We start from the raw sequence: 4,910 nt of genomic DNA on the forward strand, positions 1-4,910 counted from the left end.
CGTCGTCGCCGACGACCATGCGGGTCGCCACCACCCGGTCCGGGGGGGGGGGGGGCGCCGGGGGGAGCGGGTTGAGGGGGGGGGTTTTGGGGGGGCCGGGTGGGGGGGGTGTGGGGGGGGGTGCGCGGGGCCCGCGGCGGCCCCCGGCCCGGGGGGCCCCCCCGGTCAGGGGACGCGTCGACGGTCTCGCGGCCTGGTACGACGGGCCGGTACGACGCCGAGACCCGGCCCGCGCCGACCGGCTGCTGGCCGCGCTGGCCCGGTCCCGCGCGGACGGTGCCCGGGGCGAGCCGCTCGGCCCGGCGCTGCTGGCCGCCTGGCAGCGGATCGTGCTCGGCGTGCCCGAGGCACCCCTCCGCGACACCGACGCCTTCGCCAAGGGCGGCCGGGAACGCTACGGTCTGACCCCGCACACCTGGCGGGACTTCGCCGACTGCCTGCGGGAGAGCGCCGATCCCGCCGTCCCGCTCCCGGCGCGCGCGGCCCGGGTGTACCTGGACATCACCTTCTTCCACCCCTTCACGGACGGCAACGCCCGGCTGGCCCTGCTGGCGCTGGCCCATGTGCTCGACCTGGAGGGGATACGGCTGGACGAGGTCGGGCCACTGCCCGTCGCGCGGTACGCGGACGACGCCGACGGGGCGGCCGATCTGGCGGTGCTGGTGGCCGTACTGATCCGGGCCACGCGCCGACGGGCCGGCACGTAGGCTTCCTCCGGTCGTCGGCCGGCGGCCCGGTCACCGGTGGAGGCGGGCCACGAGCAGGTTCGGGTCCCGCATCGTGTAGTAGGCCGCTCCGGGGATGTAGACGTTCCGGTCCCGCACGGCCACGGAGGTCGGGTTGGACAGGCCGTCCCGCTGTGTGAGCACGACCGAGTGGCTGCCGTCCGGGCGGACCAGCGCGATCCGGCTGGTGGTGACCAGCGCGGCGAGGACGGTGTGGCCGCGTCCGGTGAAGGCGAAGTCGTCGATCCCGTCGAGCCCGGTCGCCCTGGTCTCGATCGCGCCGGCCGTGTCGTCCGCGCGCACGGGGATGCTCAGCAGTGTCCCCCGGGCGCTGTTGGAGACCCACACGGCATGGCCGTGGACCTTGATGCCGTTGACGCCGAAGCCGCCCGAGGGCGCGGGGGCCGGGGCGAGCGCGCCGCCCGTGGCCCAGGCGGTGACGGTCCCGCCCGCCCGGGGGATCCGCCAGACGGTGCCCAGCACCGAGTCGGCGGCGTAGAGCACACCGCGGTGCTCGTCGAGGGCGAGTCCGTTCGGCACCCCGTTCGCCGGCAGCTTCGCGATCTGTACGGGCGTGCTGCCGTCGGGGGCGATGCGCCAGACACCGGTCCTGCTGGTGCCGGTGGCGTAGTTGACGTAGAGCGTGCCGTCGTGGGCGCGGGCGATGCCGAGGACCACGGCGCTGCGGACGACGGGGGTCCTCGGGTCCGGCACGGCCGGGAGGGTGGCCAGGATCCGGGTGCGGCCGCCCGGGGTGACGTTGGCGATCTGCCGGGCGAACGCGAAGGTCAGGTCCGCGGAGCCGTCGCGCTCGAGGGCGATGTTCTCCGGTGTCCGTCCGGCGCCGAAGTCGAAGCGGGCGACGACACGCGCCTCCGACAGCTCCGGCTCGTCGCCCGACGCGGGAGCCGATGCGAGCGCGCCGAGGACGACGGCCGCCGCGGCGGCACCGGCCATGCGTGGCAGACGGGGCATGGGAACCTCTCTTCGAAAGGGAGACGAGGCACCGGCATACGGGCCCGGTCCACCATGACCGCGCGCGAGTGAGCGGCAGCGGCAGCCGTGGCCGGGGGGTCGCCCGGGCGGGCCACGCCATGGGGCTGCCTGCCGCACGCACGGGTGACGGTCCGGTCGGGCCGCTTCCGCCCTCGCCCGGTGCCGGGCACCCTCCTGGGCCGTCTTCGTGCCGCCCATGGACAAGACCCGGTCGCACAGCGTCGTGCCGGGCAGCGACCCCACTGTGCACCCTCCTCCTCTCACTCGGCGTCGCCCTGCCACCGGTCGAGTTCTGACACCGGGGACGCACCGGTCGGTCCGTCCGGCACACTCGCCTCATGGAGACTGCCGAATTCCTTCAGATCCTCGACCGGGAGGGCCGACTGCTGGCCGCGGCCGCCGCGGAGGCGGGCACCGGTGCCAAGGTGCCGACCTGCCCGGAGTGGCAGGTGCGCGACCTGCTGCGGCACACGGGCGCGGTGCACCGCTGGGCGGCCGGCGTCGTCGCCGACGGGGACACCGGGCCGCGCCCCTTCGGCGACCTCCCGGATCTCGACGGTACGGAACTGGTGGCCTGGTACCGCGACAGCCACGGCCGGCTCGTCGACACTCTGGCCGCCGCGCCGTCCGACGTGGAGTGCTGGACCTTCCACCCCGCCCCCAACCCGTCGCCGCTGGCTTTCTGGACCCGTCGGCAGGCGCACGAGACGACCGTGCACCGCTACGACGCGGAGTCGGCGCGCGGCGGCACGCCGTCACCGGTCGCGCGGGACTTCGCCGTGGACGGGATCGACGAGCTGCTGCGCGGCTTCCACGCCCGCTCCCGGAGCCGGGTGCGTACCCGGGAGCCGCAGGTGCTGCGGGTACGCGCATCGGACACCGGCGACGTGTGGACCGTACGGCTGTCGGCGGAGCCGCCCGTCACCACACGGGACTCGGCCGGGCAGGCCGAGGCCGAACTGGCCGGTCCCGCGGACCGGTTGTACCTGGCACTGTGGAACCGGGGACCGGTGCCCGGTGTGACCGGCGACGCCTCGCTGGCGGGGCTGTGGCGGGAGCGGTCCGCGATCTGACGGCAGCCCGTCGGCGCGTCAGCTCGTCAGCATCCGGGTCAGTACCGCGCGCTGCACCGGCAGCACCTCGCCGTGCAGCGTGTGCCCCTTCGCCGTGAGCGCCACCCGCACGCCCCGCCGGTCCTCCGCGCACATGGCCCGCTCGACCAGGCCGTCCTTCTCTAGCCGGGCGATCAGCCGGGACAGCGCGCTCTGGCTGAGATGCACCCGCTCCGAGATCTCCTGAACCCGGTAGGCGCAGCCGCCGTCCGCCGCGTATCCCTCGGCGAGCAGATCGAGCACCTCGAAGTCACTGGCGCACAGGCCGTGTCCGTTCAGCGCGCGGTCGAGCTCGCACTGCGTACGGGCGTGCAGCGCCAGGATGTCCCGCCACTGTTCCACGAGCGCCTGCTCGGCCTTCTTCGCCGCCATGGCCGCACCGTAGCAGAGAAACGCAGTTCATTGCACCGGAATTAAATGCGCTTGCATCTCATGCATACGCATGTAATCTCTTCGGCATGACCTCTCCGCTCACCGCCCCCGCGGCCCCGTCGCCGTCGCCGTCTGTTCGCTGGACTCCCCGGCTGTGGGGCACGCTGCTGGTGCTGTGCGCCGCGATGTTCCTCGACGCGCTCGACGTGTCGATGGTCGGCGTGGCCCTGCCATCCATCGGTTCCGATCTCCATCTGTCCACATCGACGCTGCAATGGATCGTCAGCGGCTACATCCTGGGATACGGCGGGCTGCTCCTCCTCGGCGGCCGCACCGCCGACCTGCTCGGCCGCCGTCAGGTGTTCCTGGTGGCCCTGGGCGTCTTCGCGCTCGCCTCGCTGCTTGGCGGACTCGTCGACTCGGGTCCATTGCTGATAGCCAGCCGCTTCATCAAGGGCCTGAGCGCGGCGTTCACCGCTCCCGCGGGCCTGTCGATCATCACCACGACCTTCCCCGAGGGCCCGCTGCGCAACCGCGCCCTCTCCATCTACACGACCTGCGCCGCCACCGGCTTCTCCATGGGCCTGGTGCTGTCCGGCCTGCTCACCGAGGCCAGTTGGCGGCTGACCATGCTGCTGCCCGCGCCGATCGCCGTGGTCGCCCTGATCGCCGGCCTGCGACTGCTGCCGCGCAGCGCCCGCGAACGCAACCACGCGGGCTACGACATCCCGGGCGCCGTCCTGGGCACGGCGTCGATGCTGCTGCTCGTCTTCACCGTCGTCCAGGCACCGGGGGCCGGCTGGGCGTCCGCCCGCACCCTGCTGTCGTTCCTCGCGGTCGCCGTCCTGCTGACCGTGTTCGTCCTGGTCGAGCGGCATGCGCCCAGCCCGCTGATCCGGCTCGGTGTGCTGCGCTCGGGCGGTCAGATCAGGGCCCAGCTCGGCGCGGTGGCCTTCTTCGGTTCCTACGTCGGGTTCCAGTTCCTGACCACTCTGTACATGCAGTCGCTGCTCGGCTGGTCGGCCCTGCACACCGCGCTGGCCTTCCTGCCCGCGGGCGCCCTGGTGGCGGTGTCCTCGACGAAGGTCGGCTCGGTCGTCGACCGGTTCGGCACGCCGCGGCTGATCGCGGCGGGCTTCGCGCTGATGGTCGCCGGGTACGCGCTGTTCCTGCGCGTCGACCTCGATCCGGTGTACGCGGCAGCCGTACTGCCCTCGATGCTGCTGATCGGCGCGGCCTGCGCGCTGGTCTTCCCGTCGCTCAACATCCAGGCCACCAACGGGGTCGAGGACCACGAGCAGGGCATGGTCTCGGGCCTGCTCAACACCTCGGTCCAGGTCGGCGGCGCGATCTTCCTGGCGGTCGTGACGGCGGTGGTCACCGCGGCCGCTCCCGGCCGTGCCACCCCGCAGGCCGTGCTCGACAGCTACCGGCCCGGGTTCGTGGTGGTCACCGGCGTCGCCGTGGCCGGACTGCTCATCACCCTCACCGGTCTGCGCACCCGTCGTACCCGGCCGTCGGTCGTGGTCGCCAGGTCCACCGTGGAGGAGGCGCAGGCGGAAGCGGTACCGGTCCGCGACTAGGGGGACGCCTCCGTGTGGGCGGCCCGCGGGGGGTATCGTGGCCCCCCCGGCCCCCCGGCGTGTGAGGGACCGCCCTGGCGGGGACGGGGGGATGAGCCCACAACCCCAACGGGGCGCAGGCG

The 4,910-nt window shown here is 73.8% G+C and carries 5 protein-coding genes; 3 read left to right on the forward strand and 2 right to left on the reverse strand.

The window, feature by feature from the left end; genetic code table 11:
* Positions 1-110: 110 nt before the first annotated feature.
* Entirely contained in the window at positions 111-707 is a 597-nt protein-coding gene (locus tag ACFW2E_RS41425) for a Fic family protein (RefSeq protein ID WP_384475681.1), read from the forward strand.
* 30 nt (positions 708-737) lie between these two features.
* Here ACFW2E_RS41425 and ACFW2E_RS41430 read toward each other — a convergent pair whose 3' ends face one another.
* Positions 738-1,700: a hypothetical protein gene (locus tag ACFW2E_RS41430; protein ID WP_384475684.1), complete on the reverse strand. Its 963-nt coding sequence runs from the start codon at positions 1,698-1,700 to the stop codon at positions 738-740.
* Between the two features lie 359 nt (positions 1,701-2,059).
* On the opposite strand from ACFW2E_RS41430, the gene ACFW2E_RS41435 reads away from it, so the two are divergent.
* Complete coding sequence (locus tag ACFW2E_RS41435; RefSeq protein WP_384475687.1) at positions 2,060-2,794, forward strand: maleylpyruvate isomerase family mycothiol-dependent enzyme; 735 nt, start codon at positions 2,060-2,062, stop codon at positions 2,792-2,794.
* Between the two features lie 18 nt (positions 2,795-2,812).
* Here ACFW2E_RS41435 and ACFW2E_RS41440 read toward each other — a convergent pair whose 3' ends face one another.
* Entirely contained in the window at positions 2,813-3,205 is a 393-nt protein-coding gene (locus ACFW2E_RS41440) for a MarR family winged helix-turn-helix transcriptional regulator (RefSeq protein WP_384475690.1), read from the reverse strand.
* Positions 3,206-3,291: 86 nt separating this feature from the next.
* On the opposite strand from ACFW2E_RS41440, the gene ACFW2E_RS41445 reads away from it, so the two are divergent.
* Entirely contained in the window at positions 3,292-4,788 is a 1,497-nt protein-coding gene (locus tag ACFW2E_RS41445; protein WP_384475693.1) for an MFS transporter, read from the forward strand.
* Positions 4,789-4,910 lie beyond the last annotated feature (122 nt).

Source organism: Streptomyces sp. NPDC058964, from assembly GCF_042741275.1.
GTDB lineage: Bacteria > Actinomycetota > Actinomycetes > Streptomycetales > Streptomycetaceae > Streptomyces.

Bases quoted from the DNA above. Each gene is read 5' to 3' on its own strand.
- ACFW2E_RS41445 (WP_384475693.1), top strand. From the start codon at position 3,292: ATGACCTCTCCGCTCACCGCCCCCGCGGCCCCGTCGCCGTCGCCGTCT.
- ACFW2E_RS41440 (WP_384475690.1), bottom strand. From the start codon at position 3,205: ATGGCGGCGAAGAAGGCCGAGCAGGCGCTCGTGGAACAGTGGCGGGAC.
- ACFW2E_RS41435 (WP_384475687.1), top strand. From the start codon at position 2,060: ATGGAGACTGCCGAATTCCTTCAGATCCTCGACCGGGAGGGCCGACTG.
- ACFW2E_RS41430 (WP_384475684.1), bottom strand. From the start codon at position 1,700: ATGCCCCGTCTGCCACGCATGGCCGGTGCCGCCGCGGCGGCCGTCGTC.